Origin of the sequence: Enterobacter asburiae, from assembly GCF_007035645.1 — a bacterium.
Lineage (GTDB): Bacteria > Pseudomonadota > Gammaproteobacteria > Enterobacterales > Enterobacteriaceae > Enterobacter > Enterobacter asburiae_B.
On record NZ_AP019632.1, the window covers coordinates 1,813,206 to 1,832,395 of the forward strand.

The 19,190-nt window shown below is 56.6% G+C and carries 19 protein-coding genes; 11 read left to right on the forward strand and 8 right to left on the reverse strand.

The genetic code is table 11. From position 1 onward, the window contains the following. Window positions 1–64 precede the first annotated feature (64 nt). The 4 genes from tsaB (at window position 65) to rnd (ending at window position 4,467) form a co-directional block, all read left to right on the forward strand. On the forward strand, window positions 65–760 hold the full coding sequence (gene tsaB, locus FOY96_RS08625; RefSeq protein ID WP_038417432.1) for a tRNA (adenosine(37)-N6)-threonylcarbamoyltransferase complex dimerization subunit type 1 TsaB: 696 nt from the start codon (window positions 65–67) through the stop codon (window positions 758–760). Between the two features lie 37 nt (window positions 761–797). Beyond that, entirely contained in the window at window positions 798–1,379 is a 582-nt protein-coding gene (locus FOY96_RS08630) for a Slp family lipoprotein (RefSeq protein WP_033145820.1), read from the forward strand. Window positions 1,380–1,582: 203 nt separating this feature from the next. Continuing rightward, the gene (fadD, locus tag FOY96_RS08635) at window positions 1,583–3,268 is read left to right on the forward strand and encodes a long-chain-fatty-acid--CoA ligase FadD (protein ID WP_023312189.1); all 1,686 of its coding nucleotides are present in this window, start codon (window positions 1,583–1,585) and stop codon (window positions 3,266–3,268) included. Between the two features lie 71 nt (window positions 3,269–3,339). Beyond that, window positions 3,340–4,467, forward strand: coding sequence for a ribonuclease D (gene rnd / locus FOY96_RS08640; protein ID WP_087822872.1), 1,128 nt, complete (start codon window positions 3,340–3,342; stop codon window positions 4,465–4,467). Between the two features lie 76 nt (window positions 4,468–4,543). Here the strand turns inward: rnd and minE are convergent, their stop codons facing one another. Genes minE through minC form a run of 3 tightly spaced genes read right to left on the reverse strand, consistent with a single transcriptional unit; the run spans window position 4,544 to window position 6,360 of the window. Beyond that, window positions 4,544–4,813 carry a cell division topological specificity factor MinE gene (gene minE, locus FOY96_RS08645; protein ID WP_008500504.1) on the reverse strand — a complete coding sequence of 90 codons (270 nt, stop codon included), beginning with the start codon at window positions 4,811–4,813 and terminating at the stop codon, window positions 4,544–4,546. Window positions 4,814–4,816: 3 nt separating this feature from the next. After that, complete coding sequence (gene minD / locus FOY96_RS08650) at window positions 4,817–5,629, reverse strand: septum site-determining protein MinD (protein WP_023312187.1); 813 nt, start codon at window positions 5,627–5,629, stop codon at window positions 4,817–4,819. 23 nt (window positions 5,630–5,652) lie between these two features. Continuing rightward, entirely contained in the window at window positions 5,653–6,360 is a 708-nt protein-coding gene (minC, locus tag FOY96_RS08655) for a septum site-determining protein MinC (protein WP_023312186.1), read from the reverse strand. Window positions 6,361–6,483: 123 nt separating this feature from the next. Here minC and FOY96_RS08660 point away from each other — a divergent pair, with 123 nt between their 5' ends. The 3 genes from FOY96_RS08660 (at window position 6,484) to ycgN (ending at window position 8,000) form a co-directional block, all read left to right on the forward strand. Further along, window positions 6,484–6,759, forward strand: coding sequence for a YcgL domain-containing protein (locus FOY96_RS08660; RefSeq protein WP_029742143.1), 276 nt, complete (start codon window positions 6,484–6,486; stop codon window positions 6,757–6,759). A gap of 47 nt (window positions 6,760–6,806) precedes the next feature. Continuing rightward, complete coding sequence (locus tag FOY96_RS08665) at window positions 6,807–7,466, forward strand: fumarylacetoacetate hydrolase family protein (protein ID WP_143346843.1); 660 nt, start codon at window positions 6,807–6,809, stop codon at window positions 7,464–7,466. A 93-nt stretch (window positions 7,467–7,559) separates the two neighbouring features. Then, window positions 7,560–8,000 carry a cysteine cluster protein YcgN gene (gene ycgN, locus FOY96_RS08670; protein WP_033145818.1) on the forward strand — a complete coding sequence of 147 codons (441 nt, stop codon included), beginning with the start codon at window positions 7,560–7,562 and terminating at the stop codon, window positions 7,998–8,000. Window positions 8,001–8,123: 123 nt separating this feature from the next. On the opposite strand, the gene dsbB is transcribed toward ycgN, so the two are convergent. Both dsbB and nhaB read right to left on the reverse strand, forming a co-directional pair. Further along, window positions 8,124–8,654 (reverse strand): disulfide bond formation protein DsbB, encoded by a 531-nt coding sequence (gene dsbB / locus FOY96_RS08675; RefSeq protein WP_023312182.1) that lies wholly within the window; start codon window positions 8,652–8,654, stop codon window positions 8,124–8,126. Between the two features lie 143 nt (window positions 8,655–8,797). Continuing rightward, window positions 8,798–10,336, reverse strand: coding sequence for a Na(+)/H(+) antiporter NhaB (gene nhaB / locus FOY96_RS08680; RefSeq protein ID WP_143346844.1), 1,539 nt, complete (start codon window positions 10,334–10,336; stop codon window positions 8,798–8,800). A gap of 200 nt (window positions 10,337–10,536) precedes the next feature. On the opposite strand from nhaB, the gene fadR reads away from it, so the two are divergent. After that, window positions 10,537–11,256 carry a fatty acid metabolism transcriptional regulator FadR gene (gene fadR / locus FOY96_RS08685; RefSeq protein WP_023336056.1) on the forward strand — a complete coding sequence of 240 codons (720 nt, stop codon included), beginning with the start codon at window positions 10,537–10,539 and terminating at the stop codon, window positions 11,254–11,256. A gap of 112 nt (window positions 11,257–11,368) precedes the next feature. On the opposite strand, the gene FOY96_RS08690 is transcribed toward fadR, so the two are convergent. Further along, a complete protein-coding gene (locus tag FOY96_RS08690; RefSeq protein WP_023293929.1) occupies window positions 11,369–12,901 on the reverse strand; it encodes a SpoVR family protein in 1,533 nt (510 codons plus the stop codon). Between the two features lie 321 nt (window positions 12,902–13,222). Between FOY96_RS08690 and FOY96_RS08695 the strand changes: the two genes are divergently transcribed. Both FOY96_RS08695 and dadX read left to right on the forward strand, forming a co-directional pair. Next, on the forward strand, window positions 13,223–14,521 hold the full coding sequence (locus FOY96_RS08695) for a D-amino acid dehydrogenase (protein WP_032658462.1): 1,299 nt from the start codon (window positions 13,223–13,225) through the stop codon (window positions 14,519–14,521). Window positions 14,522–14,530: 9 nt separating this feature from the next. Next, complete coding sequence (gene dadX, locus FOY96_RS08700) at window positions 14,531–15,601, forward strand: catabolic alanine racemase DadX (protein WP_143346845.1); 1,071 nt, start codon at window positions 14,531–14,533, stop codon at window positions 15,599–15,601. 92 nt (window positions 15,602–15,693) lie between these two features. On the opposite strand, the gene FOY96_RS08705 is transcribed toward dadX, so the two are convergent. Both FOY96_RS08705 and ldcA read right to left on the reverse strand, forming a co-directional pair. Further along, the gene (locus FOY96_RS08705; protein ID WP_048977594.1) at window positions 15,694–17,427 is read right to left on the reverse strand and encodes a potassium/proton antiporter; all 1,734 of its coding nucleotides are present in this window, start codon (window positions 17,425–17,427) and stop codon (window positions 15,694–15,696) included. Between the two features lie 97 nt (window positions 17,428–17,524). Next, entirely contained in the window at window positions 17,525–18,439 is a 915-nt protein-coding gene (gene ldcA, locus FOY96_RS08710) for a muramoyltetrapeptide carboxypeptidase (RefSeq protein ID WP_143346846.1), read from the reverse strand. 107 nt (window positions 18,440–18,546) lie between these two features. On the opposite strand from ldcA, the gene emtA reads away from it, so the two are divergent. Continuing rightward, a complete protein-coding gene (gene emtA / locus FOY96_RS08715) occupies window positions 18,547–19,158 on the forward strand; it encodes a membrane-bound lytic murein transglycosylase EmtA (protein WP_048979610.1) in 612 nt (203 codons plus the stop codon). Window positions 19,159–19,190: the final 32 nt, after the last annotated feature.

The window sequence follows — 19,190 nt, forward strand, 5'->3', positions numbered from 1 at the left end:
TACCCCGGAGTGTGCTAAGATGCGCGCCATTTTGTGACTGACCCTTGCGAGAGCGCGACGACTGATGCGAATTCTGGCTATTGATACCGCGACAGAGGCTTGCTCTGTCGCTCTGTTGAACGACGGTGCTGTTTCTGCTCATTTCGAAGAGTGCCCACGGGAACACACCCAACGCATTCTGCCCCTGGTAAAAGCCATTTTAACCCAGGGCAACACCTCCTTAACCGACCTCGACGCGCTGGCCTTTGGCCGTGGCCCCGGCAGCTTTACGGGCGTACGTATCGGGATTGGTATTGCGCAGGGGCTGGCGCTGGGCGCCGAACTGCCGATGATCGGCGTCTCTACCCTCGCCACTATGGCCCAGGGCGCATGGCGCATGACCGGGGCAACGCGCGTGCTGGCCGCGATTGATGCCCGCATGGGCGAAGTTTACTGGGCCGAATACACCCGCGACGAGCAGGGCGTGTGGCACGGCGAAGAGACGGAAGCCGTGCTCAAGCCGGAAGCGGTCACTGAGCGGCTGCAGCAGCTCTCCGGGGAGTGGGCAACCGTTGGCACCGGCTGGCCGGCGTGGCCAGACATGGCAAACGACACCGGGGTGACGCTGGTGGACGGCAACATGCTGCTGCCGGCTGCGGAAGATATGCTTCCGATTGCCTGCCAGCTGCTCGCGGCAGGAAAAACCGTTGCCGTTGAACACGCGGAGCCGGTTTATTTGCGAAACACCGTTGCGTGGAAGAAACTTCCGGGCCGCGAGTGAATCTCAGTAACAGGAACTGAGAAAAAGGAGTCGCATCATGGCGGTTCGAACTAAAGTAGTACGCCTTATTATGGCAGGCGCAGTTGCCATAGCACTGAGCGGATGCGTTTCCGTTCCTGATGCGATTAAGGGCAGCAGCCCGACGCCACAGCAGGATCTGGTTCGGGTGATGAATGCGCCTGAGCTTTACGTCGGCCAGGAAGCGCGCTTTGGCGGTAAGGTCATAGACGTACAAAACCAGCAGGGGAAAACCCGCCTCGAGATCGCGACCGTTCCGCTGGACAGCGGCGCGCGGCCGGTACTGGGTGAGGCCTCTCGCGGACGTATCTATGCGGACGTCAGCGGTTTCCTCGATCCGGTCGATTTTCGCGGGCAGCTGGTGACCGTCGTCGGGCCGATTACCGGCGCCGTGCAGGGCAAAATCGGCAGCACGCCGTATAAATTTATGACCATGCAGGTCAACGGGTATAAACGCTGGCGGCTGGCACAGCAGGTGATCATGCCGCCTCAGCCGATGGATCCGTGGATGTGGGGTCCACATCCTTATCGTTACGGCTACCCGGGCTGGGGCTGGTATAACCCGGGTCCTGCACAGGTTCAGACGATCGTTACTGAGTAACTTACTGTTATTGTTAGAAAAGAGACAGCGGCTCAGCCGCTGTCTCTGTTTTTTTACGGATAAAACGAAAAAAAAGAGTGACGCGCTTCGCAACCTTAAATCTGAACAATTAATAAACTGGTACGCTGAGTTAATATAATGTTAACAAACTGTTTATTATCGGGGTTGTGATGACGACGAACACTCATTTCAGAGGTGATGCATTGAAGAAGGTTTGGCTTAACCGTTATCCCGCAGATGTTCCTGCTGAGATCAATCCTGACCGTTATCAATCCCTGGTGGAATTATTTGAACACTCGGTAAGGCGCTACGCGGACCAGCCCGCATTCGTGAATATGGGCGAGGTCATGACGTTCCGTAAGCTTGAGGAGCGTAGCCGCGCGTTTGCGGCGTATCTGCAGGAAGGGCTGGGGCTGCAAAAAGGGGACCGCGTCGCGCTGATGATGCCGAACCTGCTGCAATACCCGGTGGCGTTGTTCGGTATCCTGCGAGCCGGGATGATTGTCGTCAACGTTAACCCCTTGTATACCCCGCGCGAGCTGGAGCATCAGCTGAACGACAGCGGCGCGGCCGCGATTGTCATTGTGTCCAACTTCGCCCATACGCTGGAAAAAGTGGTCGACAAAACCCAGGTTAAACACGTCATCCTGACGCGCATGGGGGATCAACTCTCGACCGCCAAAGGCACGCTGGTTAACTTTGTCGTTAAATACGTCAAGCGCCTGGTGCCAAAATACCACCTGCCGGACGCCATCTCCTTCCGCCGCGCGCTGCATGCGGGCTACCGTATGCAGTATGTGAAACCCGAAGTGGTGGCGGAAGATCTTGCGTTTCTGCAATACACGGGCGGGACCACCGGCGTCGCCAAAGGGGCCATGCTTACCCACCGCAATATGCTGGCAAACCTTGAACAGGTGAACGCCACCTACGGGCCGCTTCTGCATCCGGGCAAAGAAGTGGTGATCACCGCGCTTCCGCTGTATCACATCTTTGCGCTGACCATGAACTGCCTGCTGTTTATTGAACTGGGTGGTCAGAACATCCTCATCACCAACCCGCGCGATATCCCGGGTCTGGTGAAAGAGCTGGCGAAATACCCGTTCACCGCCATGACGGGGGTGAACACCCTGTTTAACGCGCTGCTTAATAACAAAGAGTTCCAGCAGCTGGATTTCTCCACGCTGCATCTCTCTGCGGGCGGCGGCATGCCGGTTCAACAGGCGGTCGCCGAGCGCTGGGTGAAGCTCACCGGTCAGTATTTGCTGGAAGGCTATGGGCTGACGGAATGTGCTCCGCTGGTCAGCGTGAACCCACACGATATCGACTATCACAGTGGAAGCATTGGTCTGCCGGTTCCTTCCACCGAGGCCAAACTGGTCGATGATAACGATAACGAAGTCGCGCCGGGCGAGCCGGGTGAGCTTTGCGTCAGAGGTCCGCAGGTGATGCTGGGTTACTGGCAGCGTCCCGATGCGACCGACGAAATCATCAAAGACGGCTGGCTGCACACCGGTGATATTGCGGTAATGGATGACGAGGGCTTCCTGCGCATCGTCGATCGCAAGAAAGACATGATCCTGGTCTCCGGCTTCAACGTCTATCCGAATGAGATCGAAGACGTGGTTATGCAGCACAGCGGCGTACTCGAGGTGGCGGCGGTCGGCGTCCCTTCCGGCAGCAGCGGTGAAGCGGTGAAGATATTTGTGGTCAAAAAAGATCCTTCCCTGACGGAGGAGGCGCTGGTAACGTTTTGCCGTCGTCAGCTGACGGGCTACAAGGTGCCGAAGCTGGTTGAATTCCGCGATGAGCTGCCGAAATCCAACGTCGGAAAGATATTACGACGAGAATTACGTGACGAAGCCCGTGGCAAAGTAGACAATAAGGCCTGAGCTTCACGCTAATCGCCCAGACGCCGGTTAAGCTGGCGTTTTTTATGGGCGCAAACAAAAGAGAACCCGTTTTGAATTACCAGATGATCACGACCAACGACGAGCTGGCTTCGCTGTGCGAAGTGACGCGCGACTTTCCTGCCATTGCCCTGGATACCGAGTTTGTCCGTACCCGGACCTATTATCCGCAGCTGGGTTTGATTCAGATGTACGACGGTAAACACGTGTCGCTGATTGACCCTCTCGGCATTACCGACTGGACGCCGATGCGTAACTTGCTGCTCGATACCGCCGTGACGAAATACCTGCACGCAGGCAGTGAGGATCTGGAAGTCTTTCTGAACACCTTTGGCATCATGCCCCAGCCGCTGATTGACACGCAGATCCTCGCGGCATTCAGCAATCGTCCGCTCTCATGGGGCTTTGCTGCCATGGTGGAGGAGTATACGGGCCTGACGCTGGATAAAAGCGAATCCCGTACCGACTGGCTGGCGCGCCCGCTTACCGAGCGTCAGCTGGAGTATGCGGCGGCAGACGTGTTTTACCTGCTGCCGATTGCCGGACAGCTGATGAAAGAGGCAGAAGCCTCCGGCTGGCTCGCTGCTGCGCTGGACGAGTGCCGTATGACCCAGCAGCGTCGTCAGGAAGTGGTTGACCCGAAAGAGGCCTGGCGCGATATCAGCAACGCCTGGCAGCTGCGCACGCGTCAGCTGGCATGCCTGCAGCTGCTGGCAGACTGGCGCTTGCGTAAAGCGCGCGAGCGCGATCTGGCCGTTAACTTTGTGGTTCGCGAAGAGCATCTCTGGGCAGTCGCGCGCTATATGCCAGGCAGCCTGGGCGAGCTGGACAGCATTGGGCTTTCGGGCAGCGAGATCCGCTTCCACGGTAAAACCCTGCTGGCGCTGGTCGCCAAAGCGCAGGAGCTGCCGGAAGATGCGCTGCCGGAACCGCTGCTGAACCTGATGGACATGCCGGGCTATCGCAAAGCGTTTAAAGATATCAAAGCGCTGGTGCAGGCGGTTGCAACGGAAAGCAAGCTGAGCGCGGAACTGCTCGCCTCACGTCGTCAGATTAACCAGCTGCTGAACTGGCACTGGAAGCTGAAGCCGCAGAATGGCGTGCCGGAGATGATGGCGGGATGGCGCGGGGAATTGATGGCCGATCGCCTGAATACGCTGCTGGACGGTTACCCGCGATAAAAAAAATATGCCGGGCGATATACCCGGCATATTTCCCCGGTGGCGCTGCGCTTACCGGGGCGACGAAAACACAAACCTACGGACGCGACTCTTCCGCTTCCGGGAGCGTCACGTTCAGCTCCAGAATCGAAATATCCCCGTCTTTTTGTTCCAGCTGCACCGTGACCATCTCCGGGTCAATCTGCACATATTTACAGATCACTTCCAGGATGTCCTTGCGCAGCTGCGGCAGGTAGTGAGGCTCGGCGTCGCTACGACGACGCTCCGCAACGATAATTTGCAGACGTTCTTTTGCGATGTTGGCGGTGTTCTTTTTCCGCGAGAGAAAAAAGTCCAGTAATGCCATAACTTATCCTCCGAACAGGCGTTTGAGGAAACCTTTCTTCTCTTCTTCAATGAAGCGGAAAGGACGTTCTTCTCCCAGCAGACGGTCAACGGTATCGGCGTAAGCTTTACCTGCATCTGCCATTGTATCAAGGATCACTGGCTCGCCCTGGTTAGACGCGCGTAACACGGACTGATCTTCCGGGATAACGCCCACCAGCTTAATGCGCAGGATCTCCAGCACGTCTTCCATGCTCAGCATGTCACCTTTGTTCACGCGGCCCGGATTGTAGCGGGTGAGCAGCAGGTGTTCTTTAATCGGGTCTTCGCCATTTTCCGCACGACGGGATTTAGAAGCGAGGATGCCCAGAATGCGGTCTGAGTCACGCACGGATGAAACTTCAGGGTTGGTGGTGATGATCGCTTCATCAGCGAAGTAGAGCGCCATCAGGGCACCGGTTTCGATGCCCGCAGGGGAGTCGCAGACAATGAAGTCGAAATCCATTTTTTTCAGATCGTCGAGCACCTTTTCCACGCCTTCACGGGTCAGGGCGTCTTTGTCACGCGTCTGAGAAGCCGGGAGAATGTAGAGGTTCTCGGTGCGCTTGTCTTTGATCATCGCCTGGTTAAGCGTGGCATCGCCCTGAATGACGTTTACGAAGTCATACACGACGCGACGCTCACATCCCATGATGAGGTCGAGGTTACGCAGACCGATATCGAAGTCGATAACGATGGTTTTCTTTCCCTTCTGGGCCAAACCAGTAGCGATGGCCGCGCTGGAGGTGGTCTTGCCAACGCCTCCTTTACCCGAAGTAACAACAATAATGCGTGCCATAGAAATTCCTTGTTAAAAAGGGATCAATTCAACGGTTGAACGGTCAACGCGTCGTCTGCCAGAAGCAGGCGAGCCGCTTTGCCATAAAATTCGGCTGGGATCTTGTCGCTCAGCCAATATTCACCTGCGATGGACACCAGTTCCGCCGTCAGGTGAGTACAAAATATTTGCGCATCTCGATCGCCACTTGCACCTGCGAGCGCACGTCCACGCATCATACCGTATACGTGAATATTGCCATCTGCAATCAGCTCAGCGCCAGCACTGACGTGGCTTGTAACAATCAGATCACAGTTTGGTGCATAAATGCGCTGACCGGAACGAACCGGCACATCAATCATTCGCGTTTTTGTGACGGTAGTAACGTTTTGCACCGCAGGAGGGGGCGTTTGCACGGCAACGGGTGCCGCTCGCGAGGCTTTTTCTTTGCCCTCATTCAGAAGGGGCAGCCCCGCACGCTCAATTTCCGCTTTCAGCTCAGTATCTTTGCAGCCGCTGATGCCCACGATACGCAGTCCGGTCGAGGAGACGGCCTGCTGGAGAAGTTTCCAGTTAACCGGAGCCTCAAGACCGCTGACGTTGATAACAACAGGGGCGTGCTTCAGAAAGGCGGGAGCCTGGGCGATTTTGTCTTCTAACGCCTGACGAATAACCTCGGGTTTTGCATCATGCAAATGTACCACTGATAAGGTGAAGCTACTGCCTTTAAGCTCGATGGGCGTGTTTGACATCCTGGCCTTACTCAATTTGCTATTAACCGCAACCACTCGCTGCGATATTCCGAAGAGTATCAGGCATGTTATAGTCAGGAGTATATTGAGGCAAGCAACCACCCATTAATTCAGAGTAAAAACATGTTTTGTGTGATCTACAGAAGTACAAGCCGTGACCAGACCTATCTTTATGTCGAAAAGAAAGACGATTTTTCACGCGTGCCTGAAGAATTAATGAAGAACTTTGGCCGACCACAGCTGGCGATGCTGCTGCCGCTCGATGGTCGTAAGAAACTGATTAACGCCGATCTGGATAAAGTGAAAACGGCCTTAGCCGAGCAAGGCTATTATTTACAGCTTCCACCGCCACCCGAGAATTTATTAAAACAGCATCTTGAGGCGAACGGTAAAAAATAGTCTCAACTGTTTTTGGGCACAACACATCAACCGTTTAGGGGTCGACCATGTATCAACATCATAACTGGCAAGGTGCATTACTGGATTATCCCGTCAGCAAAGTGGTTTGCGTGGGCAGCAACTACGCAAAACATATTCAGGAGATGGGCAGCGCGACGCCAGAAGAACCGGTCCTGTTTATTAAGCCCGAAACGGCGCTTTGCGATATCCGCCAGCCGCTGGCGCTGCCCCAGGGGCTGGGTTCGGTGCATCACGAAGTTGAACTTGCCGTGCTGATCGGCGCGACGCTGCGCCAGGCCTCAGAAGAACATGTTAAAAAAGCGATTGCCGGATACGGCGTGGCGCTGGATCTGACCCTGCGTGACGTTCAAGGCAAAATGAAGAAAGCAGGGCAGCCGTGGGAAAAATCCAAAGGGTTTGATAATTCCTGCCCGATTTCGGCGTTTGTGCCGGTGAGCGAATTTACCGGCGATCCGCAGGACACGCCGCTCAGCCTCAAGGTTAACGGTGAGATCCGCCAGCAGGGCACCACGGCAGACATGATCCATAAGATTGTGCCGCTGATCGCCTACATGAGTCGCTTCTTTACCCTGAAGCCGGGCGATGTGATCCTGACCGGAACCCCAGAAGGCGTTGGCCCGCTACTCAGCGGTGAGGAGCTTGAGGTCGGTTTCAACGGCCTGTCGCTGAAAACCCGCGTGCTGTAACCCCATCTTGCCGCCTGAAGAGGGCGGCAAAACTTGCAACAACGTGCCAGACTCGTTATAAGGTGCGCTTTCTCTTGACGTGTGGACATCCTGATGAACGACATCCCTTTCTGGCAAAGCAAAACTCTCGACGACATGACTGACGCGGAATGGGAATCATTGTGCGACGGCTGCGGGCAGTGCTGCCTGCACAAGCTGATGGATGAAGATACGGACGAAATCTACTTCACCAACGTTGCCTGCAAGCAGTTAAACATTAAAACCTGCCAGTGCCGCAACTATGAGCGCCGGTTTGAATTTGAGCCTGACTGCATCAAGTTAACCCGGGATAATCTGCCGACGTTTGAATGGCTGCCGCATACCTGCGCGTATCGCCTGCTGGCGGAAGGGAAAGGTCTGCCTGACTGGCATCCGCTGTTAACCGGTTCAAAAGCGGCGATGCACGGTGAACGTATTTCTGTGCGCCACATTGCGGTGAAAGAGTCCGAGGTGCAGGACTGGGAAGATCACATCATGAACCACCCGACCCGTTGAGATTAAAAAAACCGCCGAGGCGGGTTTTTTTGTGCTTGTGCGGCCTGATGCCCTCACCCCAACCCTCTCCCGTGGGAGAGGGCGCAAACGCTAAAAACGGCAACCTTGGTTGCCGTTTTGCGTTTACCTTCCGAACAAATCGCGTTTCTTCGGTTTGAACGGCTGGGCAATCAGCACCAGCAGCGCCACGACGAAGTAGGCGGCAAAAATGCCCACCAGCCACTGCGGCATCTCCAGCGTCAGGAATTCCCACTGGCGAACGGAGCAGTCACCGGATGCGACGAACACCTGCGGCAGCCATTTGTCCAGCGGCAGCCAGCTCGGGAAGCGGGCGGCAAAATCACAGGTCATAAACGGTGACGGATGCAATTGCATCATGGTGTGCTGCCAGGAGAGTTCAATTCCTTTCCAGGCGCTGTAGATCCAGATGGCAATACCGGCATAGCGAAGCGGCGATTTTGGGGCAATCGCACCCACCAGGCCCGCACCCATAATGCCGAACAGCGCGCTGCGTTCGTAAATACACAGTACGCAAGGTTTCAGTCCCATTACATGCTGGAACCACAGCGCGACCATTTCCAGCGCAAAGGCGGTCAGGGCCATTAACAACCACGCTCCGCGACCGCGGGAGCACTGGTTTAAAAATCTCAACATAATCATTTCCCTGGAACATGCTTAGAAAGCGCAGTGTAAACGAATTCGTTTTTCGCGCCACCTGTACCTGGCGAAATAAAACGTAATTGGATGTTTATCGTGCGAAAAGGCAAACGGGCAGCGAACTGCCCGAGATGCATAGTTTACTGCGCCGCAAGTATACCCGCTTGTACCAGCCATTGCGTACAGGGAATGAGGGTAATTTTGACGCAAAGCAATCCGACGATCGTGAGCACCAGCGTATAGGGCAGCGCCATCCATACCATCCTGCCATAAGAAAGACGTATGAGCGGCGCGAGGGCGGAGGTCAGCAGGAACAGGAAGGCGGCCTGGCCATTTGGCGTCGCTACCGACGGCAGGTTGGTGCCGGTGTTGATCGCCACGGCCAGCAGCTCAAACTGTCCGGCGCTGATAACGCCTTGCTCCATGGCGGCTTTGGCCTCGTTGATGTAGACCGTCCCGACGAAGACGTTATCTGAGATCGACGAGAGCAGGCCGTTAAACAGGTAAAACAGCGAGAGCTGAGCATCCGGTGATGCCTGTAATACAAAGGCAATAATCGGCGCGAACAGGTGCTGGTCGATAATCACCGCCACGACGGCAAAGAACACCGCCAGCAGGGCGGTAAACGGCAGGGCTTCGGTAAACGCCTTGCCGATGGCATGTTCGTCCGTCACGCCGGTAAAGGTGGTGGCGAGAATAATGACTGACAGGCCAATCAGCCCCACTTCTGCAAGATGGAACGCCAGCGCCGCGATAAGCCAGACGCCGATGATCCCCTGAGCAATCAGTCGTAGCGTCTCCTGGCGCGTCCGCTGGCTTCGGCTCTGCAGATCGAATTTATGCAGCTCCTGACGAACCGGCTCCGGGAGCTGCGCCCCGTATCCGAAGAGGCGAAACTTCTCCACCAGCAGACAGGTCGCCAGCCCGCAGATCAGCACCGGTACGCTCACCGGGGCCATTCTCAGGAAGAAATCACCGAAGTGCCAGCCCGCCGCTTTGGCAATGATCAGGTTTTGCGGCTCGCCCACCATGGTCATCACGCCGCCCAGCGCGGTACCCACGCCAGCATGCATCATCAGGCTGCGCAGAAACGCGCGGAATTGTTCCAGCACGTCACGGTTATGCGCCTCGACGTGGCTGTCATCCTGCAGGTCCTCATTTGGGCGAGAGGAGGCCACGCGGTGATAAATTCCGTAAAACCCAACCGCGACGCTGATCACTACCGCAACGACCGTCAGCGCATCCAGGAACGCCGACAGGAAGGCGGCGGCAAGGCAAAACGCCAGCGAGAGGAACATTTTCGACGGAATGCTGAGCAGCAGGCGCGTGAAGATGAACAGCAGCAGCTGTTTCATAAAGTAGATGCCGGCCACCATAAAGATCAGCAGCAGAAGCACTTCGAGATTAGACGCCAGCTCTGCTTTGACATGCCCGGCGCTGGTCATACCGATGACGACGGCTTCAAACGCCAGCAATCCGCCCGGCAGAAGGGGATAACATTTCAGCGCCATGGCCAGGGTGAAGATAAACTCCGCCACCAGCAGCCAGCCGGCGATAAAGGGATTCATGCTAAAAATGATGGGATTAACGACCAGGAAAACCAGCAGTATCAGCTTATACCAGTCAGGAGACTGACCTAAAAAATTGCGCCATAGCGCGCGCCCAAAAGAAATTTCCACAACAGACGTCCTTCCCGTCAAGTAAGACAAAACATCAGTATACGCAAAAATCGCGGCCTGGAGGCGGATAAGGCTGCATTGTAAATTTCACAAAAATGAAACGGCGATCCCTCTTTTCTCTCTTTGCCGCGCTACCTGCCACTGCGTGCCTCTGGTATGATGAGTCCAATTTGCTAAAGCTGTGTAATGGAAATCTCACTATGGTCATTAAGGCGCAGAGCCCGGCGGGTTTCGCGGAAGAGTACATCATCGAAAGCATCTGGAATAATCGTTTCCCTGCGGGGTCCATTCTTCCGGCTGAACGCGAACTCTCTGAACTGATTGGCGTCACTCGCACCACTCTGCGTGAAGTGCTTCAGCGGCTGGCGCGCGATGGCTGGTTGACGATCCAGCACGGTAAGCCTACGAAAGTGAACAATTTCTGGGAAACGTCCGGGCTGAACATTCTTGAAACGCTGGCGCGTCTCGACCATGAAAGCGTGCCGCAGCTCATTGATAATCTGCTCTCCGTTCGCACCAACATCGCGACGATCTTTATTCGTACCGCTTTCCGTCAGCATCCGGAAGACGCCCTTGCGGTGCTGGCCAGCGCGAACGAGGTGGAAGATCATGCCGATGCTTTTGCCACTCTCGATTACAACGTGTTCCGCGGCCTGGCGTTTGCCTCCGGCAACCCGGTGTATGGGCTGATCCTCAACGGTATGAAAGGGCTTTACACCCGCATTGGCCGCCACTACTTTGCCAATCCGGAAGCGCGTAGCCTGGCGCTGGGCTTCTACCATAAGCTGAGCAAGCTCTGTACCGAAGGCCTGCACGATCAGGTTTATGAGACGGTGCGCCGCTACGGTCACGATTCCGGTGAAATCTGGCACCGTATGCAGAAAACGCTGCCGGGTGATTTAGCGATTCAGACTCGCTAAAAGAAAAAACCTCTCATACGAGAGGTTTTTTTTCGCCCGGTGGCGCTTCGCTTACCGGGCCTACAAAACCCGTAGGCCGGGTAAGGCATAGCCGCCACCCGGCGAAAAAACACTACAGCGTATTCAACCGCGCCGGGCAACGTTCCAGCAGCTCGACGCTCCCGTCTTCATTCTGCTGCTCCAGCTGCACGTCAAAGCCCCACAGGCGATGCACGTGCTTCAGCACCTCTTTGCGCCCTTTATCCAGCGGCGCGCGATTGTGCGGGATATAGCGCAGCGTCAGGGAGCGGTCACCGCGCAAATCGACGTTCCATACCTGAATATTCGGCTCAAGGTTGCTCAGGTTGTACTGGGAAGAGAGGCGAGAGCGGATCTCACGGTATCCCTCTTCGTTATGGATTGCGGAGATCTCCAGATAGTTGTTGCGGTCGTCGTCCAGCACGGTGAAGAAGCGGAAATCACGCATGATCTTCGGCGACATAAACTGGCTGATGAAGCTCTCGTCCTTAAAGTCGCGCATCGCAAAGTGCAGCGTTTCCAGCCAGTCAGAACCGGCGATATCCGGGAACCAGTACTTGTCTTCTTCCGTCGGCGACTGGCAGATGCGCTTAATGTCCTGGAACATGGCGAAGCCAAGCGCATACGGGTTTATTCCGCTGTACCACGGGCTGTTGTAGGGCGGCTGGAACACCACGTTGGTATGGCTGTGGAGGAATTCCATCATGAACCGCTCGGTCACTTTCCCCTCGTCGTACAGATGGTTAAGAATGGTGTAGTGCCAGAAGGTCGCCCAGCCTTCGTTCATGACCTGCGTCTGCTTTTGCGGGTAAAAATACTGGCTCACCTTGCGCACGATGCGCAGGATCTCACGCTGCCACGGCTCCAGCAGCGGGGCGTTCTTCTCCATAAAATAGAGCAGGTTCTCCTGCGGCTCGGACGGATAGCGACGCGCTTCGGCGATCGTTTTTTCCTCCTCACGCTTCGGCAGGGTCCGCCACAGCATGTTCACCTGGCTTTGCAGGTACTCTTCGCGGCTCTTCTGCCGGGCTTTCTCCTCCTGCAGGGAGATTTTCTGCGGACGTTTGTAGCGGTCCACGCCGTAGTTCATCAGCGCGTGGCAGGAGTCGAGCAGTTTTTCCACTTCGTCCACGCCGTAGCGCTCTTCGCAGTCGGTAATGTATTTACGGGCGAAGATCAGGTAATCGACGATGGAACTGGCGTCCGTCCAGCTGCGGAACAGATAGTTATTCTTGAAAAAGGAGTTGTGCCCGTAGCAGGCGTGCGCCATCACCAGCGCCTGCATGGTAATGGTGTTCTCTTCCATTAAATAGGCAATACACGGATTGGAGTTAATCACAATCTCATACGCCAGCCCCTGCTGGCCGTGCTTATACAGCCGTTCCGTTTCAATAAATTTTTTACCAAACGACCAGTGCGGATAGTTAATCGGCATCCCGACGCTGGAGTAGGCGTCCATCATCTGTTCGGACGTAATGACTTCAATCTGATGGGGATAGGTATCCAGGCGATACAGCTTTGCGACCCGGTCGATTTCGGCGAGGTAAACATCCAGCAGCTCGAAGGTCCAGTCGGGTCCATCGCTCAGACGTGTGTTGTCCTTGTTCAGGGAATCAATAGTAGCCATTAGCGCGCCCTCGTTGTGGGTGCTCTCTCTGTCTGGAGAGCCTCCTTTCAAGCATAGATCAACGTGTTAAAAAGCGTGCTGGGGTAGAAATTTTTTCTTTGCGATTTCGCGTTTTTGATACGGCAAAAAAACGGTATGTCTCAGCATATTATGCTGGTTAAAAATAACGCGCAGCAGGAGATCCCAAATTAGCACTATCCCCTGATGCTGGGGGATGTGTGAGGTAAGTCACCATAAAAAAGTCGTATGTTGAATAATATTTTCAACTAGGTTATCAATCTGTAATTAGAAGATTGTTCTTTTGCACATAATGGAGTGGCTATGCGTGTTGTCATACTGGGAAGTGGTGTCGTTGGGGTAACCAGCGCCTGGTATTTAAGTCAGGCGGGACATGACGTAACCGTTATCGATCGTGAATCCGGTCCCGCGCTTGAAACCAGCGCGGCGAACGCCGGGCAAATCTCTCCGGGGTATGCGGCGCCGTGGGCTGCGCCGGGCGTTCCGCTGAAAGCGATTAAATGGATGTTCCAGCGCCATGCGCCGCTGGCCATCAGCCTTGACGGCACGCAGTTCCAGCTGAAGTGGATGTGGCAGATGCTGCGCAACTGCGACACCCGCCACTACATGGAGAACAAAGGGCGCATGGTGCGCCTGGCGGAATACAGCCGCGACTGTCTGAAAGCGCTGCGCGCGTCGACGGGGATTGAGTACGAAGGCCGCCAGGGCGGGACGCTGCAGCTGTTCCGCACCGAGCAACAGTACGAGAATGCCACCCGCGATATCGCCGTGCTGGAAGATGCCGGCGTACCGTACCAGCTGCTGGAAGCCAGCCAGCTTGGTCAAGTTGAACCGGCGCTGGCGGAAGTGGCGCATAAGCTGACCGGCGGCCTGCGCCTGCCGAATGACGAAACCGGCGACTGCCAGCTCTTTACGCAACGTCTGGCGCAAATGTGCGAGCAGGCGGGGGTGAAGTTCCGCTTCAACACCTCCGTCGACAAGCTGCTGTCGGAAGGGGAAAAAATTTACGGCGTGAAGTGCGGCGACGAGGTGATCAAAGCCGATGCCTACGTGATGGCGTTTGGTTCGTACTCCACCGCCATGCTGAAAGGCATTCTCGACATTCCGGTTTATCCGCTGAAGGGCTACTCGCTGACCATCCCGGTGAAAGAAGAGAGCGGCGCCCCGGTGTCGACCATTCTGGACGAAACCTACAAAATCGCCATTACCCGCTTCGACAACCGCATTCGCGTAGGCGGCATGGCGGAGATTGTCGGCTTCAACACCGAACTGCTGCAGCCGCGTCGTGAAACGCTGGAGATGGTCGTGGGCGATCTCTTCCCGCGCGGAGGTTTTGTTGAGCAGGCGACGTTCTGGACCGGCCTGCGTCCGATGACCCCGGACGGCACGCCGATCGTAGGGCGCACGCCGTTTAAAAACCTGTGGACCAATACCGGACACGGCACGCTCGGCTGGACAATGGCCTGCGGATCGGGCCAGCTGCTGAGCGACCTGATTTCCGGGCGCACGCCGGCAATTCCGTTTGACGATTTAAGCGCCGCGCGCTATCAATCGGGGTTTACGCCTTCGCGTCCACAGCACCTGCACGGCGCGCATAGCTAAGGAGTTGTCATGTCCCGTCCTGTTCTGGCCCAGCTGAACCTGCAGGCCCTGAAGGATAATCTGCAAATTGTTCGTCGGGCGGCACCGGGTTCGCGCGTCTGGTCGGTGGTGAAAGCGAATGCCTACGGCCACGGTATCGACCGTATCTGGAGCGCGCTGAGCGCGACCGACGGTTTTGCGCTCCTGAATCTGGAAGAGGCCATTCTGCTGCGCGAGCGCGGCTGGAAAGGGCCGATTCTACTGCTGGAAGGCTTTTTCCATGCGGAGGATCTGCCGCTGCTGGATAAGTACCGGCTGACCACCAGCGTTCACAGCAACTGGCAGATTAAGGCGATCCAGGATGCGAAGCTCCATGCTCCGCTGGATATCTATCTCAAGGTAAACAGCGGCATGAACCGCCTGGGCTTCCAGCCTGAGCGGGTGCATACGGTCTGGCAGCAGCTGCGCGCCATGAAAAACGTGGGCGAAATGACGCTGATGGCGCATTTTGCCGACGCGGAAAAACCCGACGGTATTGCCGATGCCATGGTCCGCATTGAGCAGGCGGCTGAAGGGCTGGATTGCCCGCGCTCGCTGTCGAACTCGGCGGCCACGCTGTGGCATCCCGAGGCGCACTATAACTGGGTGCGCCCGGGGATCGTTCTGTACGGTGCGTCTCCCTCCGGTCAGTGGCAGGATATCGCCAACAGCGGCCTGAAGCCGGTCATGACCCTGCGCAGTGAAATCATTGGCGTGCAGACGCTGAAGGCCGGGGACACGGTGGGCTACGGCAGCCGCTACCGGGCAAAGGGCGAGCAGCGGATTGGCATCGTGGCGGGCGGTTATGCCGACGGCTACCCGCGCATCGCGCCGACCGGCACGCCGGTCTGGGTCGATGGGGTTCGCACGGGAACGGTGGGCACCGTATCTATGGATATGCTGGCCGTTGATCTGACGCCATGCCCGCAGGCGGGCATTGGCTCACCCGTCGAGCTGTGGGGTAACGAAGTTAAGATTGATGACGTTGCTGCCGCGGCGGGCACGGTGGGGTATGAATTGATGTGCGCGCTGGCCCCTCGAGTGCCGGTTGTGACGGTGTAACTTATGTTCGCCGGGTGGCGCTAACGCTTACCCGGCCTACGTTAGAGGGTTTTGTAGGCCGGGTAAGGCGAAACCGCCACCCGGCAAAAAAACTACTCCGCTTCCTCTTCCATCGGCCTTAAACCGACTTTCCGCACCGCGTTATCTTCTTTTTCGGCAACGGTCCAGATCATCCCGGCAAACTCTACCTGATCCCCCACGACCGGGGCAGCGCCAAGCCGCTGCTGGATGATTTCGCCCAGCGTTTGCGGGTTATCACCGTCTTCAGCACCTTCATCCAGACCGTAAATCAGCGCCACATCCGCAAATTTAGCGCTGGCTTCCAGAATAAAATCGCCGAAGAAGCGCTGGTCCAGGGCCACCGGAGGCGACTGGCTGAACAGCTTGCCTAGCGCGGGCAGGTCGCGCTCGCGACCAATCACGCAGAGAATATCCCCCTCGCGCAGGCGGGTGCTGCCGGTAGGGTGCAGCAGGACATTATCGCGGAACAGGGCGGCAATGCGCGTTTCGGTCGGCATGTGCAAATCGCGCAGCGAGGCCCCCACGCACCATTTGTCGGCGCTCAGCTGATAGACAAACTGTTCCCACGGGTTCTCCGGATGAATATCGAGCCCCACGCGTGAGACCGGCCAGCCCACGGGCGGGACCACCACTTTGGCTTTTTTCGCCGCCCACCCGAGCGAGGTTCCCTGGAACAGCAGGGAAATCAGCACCACGAAGAACGCCACGTTAAAGAACAGCCGGGCGTTATCCAGACCGGCCATCATCGGGAACACCGCAAGGATAATCGGCACCGCGCCGCGCAGGCCAACCCAGCTGATAAAGACCCGCTCGCGCAGGTTGAAGCCGCGAAACGGCAGCAGGCCTGCAAATACCGACAGCGGACGGGCGAAGAAGATCATCCACGCGGAAAGCAGCAGCGCCGGAACGGCGATCGGCAGCAGGTCCGATGGCGTAACCAGCAGGCCCAGCACCAGGAACATGCCGATTTGCGCCAGCCACGCCAGGCCGTCAAAGTTCTGCAAAATGGCATGGCGGTTGCGAATAGGGCGGTTGCCCATCAGGAATCCGCAGAGATAGACGGCGAGAATGCCGCTGCCGTCCAGCGCGGTGGTGACGGCAAAAATAAGAATGCCGCCGCTCAGCGCCAGCAGGGGGTAAAGCCCCGCGGGCAGCGAGATGCGGTTGATCGTCTGCTGTAAGAGGTATCCCCCCGCCAGGCCGATGACAATCCCCAGGCCGAACTGCTGCAGGATATGTAACGCAAACATCCAGCTCAGCCCGCTTTCATGCTGCTGAATCATCTCGATAAGCGTAATGGTGAGAAATACCGCCATCGGATCGTTACTGCCGGATTCAATCTCAAGCGTGGAGCCAACGCGTTCGTTTAGCCCTTTTCCCCCGAGCAGGGAAAACACCGCTGCCGCATCGGTTGAGCCCACGATGGCGCCAATCAGCAAACCTTCCATGATATTGAGATGGAAAAGCCACGCGGCCATCATCCCGGTGAGGCCAGAGGTAATCAACACGCCGACCGTGGCGAGCGACAGCGCAGGCCCTAAGGCCACGCGGAAGGAGCTCGCCTGGGTGCGCATCCCTCCGTCCAGCAGGATCACCGCCAGCGCGAGATTACTCACCATATAGGCGAAGGGGTAGTTATCGAATGGGATACCGCCAATGCCATCAATGCCGGCCAGCATGCCGATGGCGAGGAAAATGACAAGAATAGGTATGCCGAGACGCGATGAAAATGAACTTAATAAAATACTGCTGGTTACAAGGACGGAACCCAAAATGAAAAGGCTGATTATCGCTGCGGCATCCAATGTTCTCTTACTCCCACCTCAATGTTAACGCTGTTACTAAAACCCTAACATATTAACAACGGCAACAGCGTTTTATTAAGGGGGTATAACGGCTTTTTTATGCCTTTATGACAGGATGGCCGCTGATGGTCAGCCGAGTGCCGGAATCGTTGTGGATCAGGGAGGCATGCGCCCCCAGCGCCAGGGTGACGGTTTGCTGCTCATGGCCGAAATCCAGACCGGTGATGACCGGAATATCCAGCCGCGAGCGAACGAAGTCGACCATGGTCTCCAGGGAGTAACCCGCGTCATAGTCATTCGGAGCAGAGCCGCTGAAGCTGCCCAGCACAATCGCGGACTGGCGTTCAAGAATACCGGCATGATAAAGCTGCAATAGCATGCGCTCGACGCGGAACGGATGTTCGTTGATATCTTCCAGCACCAGAATGCCGTCCTCGATTTGCGGCATCCACGGCGTGCCGATGAGCGAGACCAGCATCGCCAGATTGCCGCCCCAGAGCTGGCCTTCACATTCCCAGTGCGGCCCATTGCCTTGCCACTCCACGCTGTAGGTAGAATTGCGCAGCGCGCGCCAGAAATGTTCCACGGTAAACGCATCCAGCTCCGGTGCGCCGAAGTTACCGGCCAGCATCGGACCGCTGAAGGTGATGACGTTATGCAGGGCCAGCAGCCCAAGCTGGATGACGGTGAAATCGCTGTGGCCGCAGATTAGCAGCGGATTCTGCTGCTGGCGCAGCGCCAGCCCCTGCCAGTCAATGCTCTCCAGCAGCCGGCTCGCGCCATATCCGCCTCGCACCGCAAGAACAACCCGGTTTTCGCCCGTCAGGTTCACCAGACTATTGATATCATTCAGCCTCTGCGCTTCGGTACCGGCAAAACGCTGCTGGCGGCGGGGGATAATCGTCTGATTTTCTACCTGATGGCCAGATTCCAGCAAACGCTGAACGCCCCGCTGCGCCGCGTCCTGGTTAATGCAGTAGCCCGACGGCGCGATAAGATGAAACTGAGACATGGCAATTCCTTGCTGAATGAGAAACTAATTGTCTATATCATGCCGCTTATACGCTGCCTGCTTCAAGAGGCGGCGCACCGCGATGACCGGCTATAAGGATAGATGACGTGAAATTGAGATGGTTTGCTTTTTTGATTGTGTTGCTCGCTGGCTGTAGTTCAAAACATGATTATCAAAACCCGCCCTGGAACCCGGAAGTGCCGGTGAAACGGGCCATGCAGTGGATGCCGATCAGTGAGCAAGCCGGGAAGGCCTGGGGCGTCAGCCCGCGTCTCATCACGGCGATCATTGCGGTGGAGTCCGGCGGTAATCCCACGCTTGTCAGCAAATCTAACGCGGTGGGGCTGATGCAGCTTAAAGCGTCAACGGCGGGCAGAGAGGTTTACCGCTACATGGGGTGGAACGGCCAGCCGTCGACCAGCGAGCTGAAAAACCCGGAACGTAACATTTCAATGGGCACGGCCTACCTGAGCATCATGGAGCATGGCGTGCTGAAGGGGATTAAGGATCCAGAGGTGATGCAGTACGCGCTGGTGGTGTCTTACGTTAACGGTGCCGGCGCGTTGCTCAGAACCTTCTCCTCTGACCGCAAAGAGGCGATAGAAGAGATTAACGGCATGGACAAAGACGAATTCTTTGAACATGTGGCGAAAAATCACCCGGCACCACAGGCGCCTCGTTATATCTGGAAAGTACAGAAAGCGATGGATGCCATGTAATGCCGCAGACGGGCGGCGGTCACGCTGCCCGA

What these genes read in the sequence shown, in the direction of transcription:
- tsaB (WP_038417432.1), top strand. Translation starts at nt 65, where the DNA reads ATGCGAATTCTGGCTATTGATACCGCGACAGAGGCTTGCTCTGTCGCT.
- FOY96_RS08630 (WP_033145820.1), top strand. Translation starts at nt 798, where the DNA reads ATGGCGGTTCGAACTAAAGTAGTACGCCTTATTATGGCAGGCGCAGTT.
- minE (WP_008500504.1), bottom strand. Translation starts at nt 4,813, where the DNA reads ATGGCATTACTGGACTTTTTTCTCTCGCGGAAAAAGAACACCGCCAAC.
- minD (WP_023312187.1), bottom strand. Translation starts at nt 5,629, where the DNA reads ATGGCACGCATTATTGTTGTTACTTCGGGTAAAGGAGGCGTTGGCAAG.
- minC (WP_023312186.1), bottom strand. Translation starts at nt 6,360, where the DNA reads ATGTCAAACACGCCCATCGAGCTTAAAGGCAGTAGCTTCACCTTATCA.
- FOY96_RS08660 (WP_029742143.1), top strand. Translation starts at nt 6,484, where the DNA reads ATGTTTTGTGTGATCTACAGAAGTACAAGCCGTGACCAGACCTATCTT.
- FOY96_RS08665 (WP_143346843.1), top strand. Translation starts at nt 6,807, where the DNA reads ATGTATCAACATCATAACTGGCAAGGTGCATTACTGGATTATCCCGTC.
- ycgN (WP_033145818.1), top strand. Translation starts at nt 7,560, where the DNA reads ATGAACGACATCCCTTTCTGGCAAAGCAAAACTCTCGACGACATGACT.
- dsbB (WP_023312182.1), bottom strand. Translation starts at nt 8,654, where the DNA reads ATGTTGAGATTTTTAAACCAGTGCTCCCGCGGTCGCGGAGCGTGGTTG.
- fadR (WP_023336056.1), top strand. Translation starts at nt 10,537, where the DNA reads ATGGTCATTAAGGCGCAGAGCCCGGCGGGTTTCGCGGAAGAGTACATC.
- FOY96_RS08690 (WP_023293929.1), bottom strand. Translation starts at nt 12,901, where the DNA reads ATGGCTACTATTGATTCCCTGAACAAGGACAACACACGTCTGAGCGAT.
- FOY96_RS08695 (WP_032658462.1), top strand. Translation starts at nt 13,223, where the DNA reads ATGCGTGTTGTCATACTGGGAAGTGGTGTCGTTGGGGTAACCAGCGCC.
- dadX (WP_143346845.1), top strand. Translation starts at nt 14,531, where the DNA reads ATGTCCCGTCCTGTTCTGGCCCAGCTGAACCTGCAGGCCCTGAAGGAT.
- ldcA (WP_143346846.1), bottom strand. Translation starts at nt 18,439, where the DNA reads ATGTCTCAGTTTCATCTTATCGCGCCGTCGGGCTACTGCATTAACCAG.